Raw genomic sequence first — 1,135 nt, 5'->3', positions numbered from 1 at the left:
CCGGCCCGCGGTCCGAGGCGGGGAGATTGGCCACCGTGGCCTCGCCTTTGACCATGCCGTGATGGTTCAACAGGTAGCCGAGACCGACCCGGCCCGCGCGTTTGGTGACGGTGCCGCAGAACATCCGGTCGAGAAAGCTGTGCCGGTCCGCGCCAGTGATCTCGAACCGGTTGAAGCCATTGACCTCGGCTAGGCCGGCATTCTCCTGCACATTCTTCACCTCGGCCGCGATGACGCCGAAGGCCTCGTCAAAGTTGAAGGACAGCGAGGGATGGAAGTCCGGTGCGGGCTTGATGTAGTCGACCCGCTCCCAACCGTTCACCACCGTGAACTCGGCGCCTTCGGCGGCCAGCACCGGCGTCAGCGGCGTGGTCTTGGCCGGGCGGCCCGCCGGGCGGTGCTCATGCGGGAAGTGGAAGCGGAATTCGTTCTGATAGTCCTCGATCGCCTTCAGCGCGGTCAGCTCGACATTGGTGTGGCCGGTGAAACGGCGCGGATCAAGGCACCAGGTGTCGTACTGCGCCTCGCCATGCACGATCTGCTGCGCCAATAGCCAGCCGTGGCCGCCGCCTTCGCCCAGGCCCGCCCGCAGGCCGATAATGCAGAACGCGTTGCGCTTGCCTGGGATCGGGCCGACCAAGGGTGCCCCGTCGATGGTATAGGTGATCGGACCGTTGACCACTGTGTGAATGCCGGTGTCCATCAGCGCTGGCATCCGGGCAAAGGCGCCCTCCAGAACATCTGTTACCCGGTCCAGATCATCGGGGCACAGGGCGTTCACGAAATTCGGGTCGATCCCGTCCATGCCCCAGGTTTTGCAGTCTTGTTCGTAGAAGCCCACCAGCAGCCCGTTCTTTTCCTGGCGGCAGTAATAGTCGCTGATCGGGCACCGCAACAGCGGCATCCGGTGTCCCGCGTCTTTGATCGCGGGGATCTCTTCGGTCAGGAAATACTGGTGCTCCATCGAGGCGACGGGGTGGTGCACACCCATCATGGCACCAACCTCGTTCACCCGGTAGCCGCTGGCGTTCACCACGATATCGCAGTCTATGTCGCCGTGTTCGGTATGCACGGTCCAGGTGTCGTCCTTATGCTGTGTCAAGGCGGTCACCGGCGTGTTGCGGTAGACCTCGGC

1 protein-coding gene is annotated in these 1,135 nt (G+C 63.8%); it reads right to left on the bottom strand.

All coding sequences use genetic code 11. The features are described 5' to 3' along the window. Nucleotides 1–1,135: FAD-dependent oxidoreductase (locus A2I95_RS40855; protein WP_291738008.1), on the bottom strand; the 1,135-nt coding region annotated here is incomplete at both ends.

The organism is Leisingera sp. F5 (assembly GCF_001593695.1).
The sequence above is the reverse complement of the archived record's forward strand: the minus strand, read 5'-3'. Positions and strand labels throughout refer to the sequence as shown.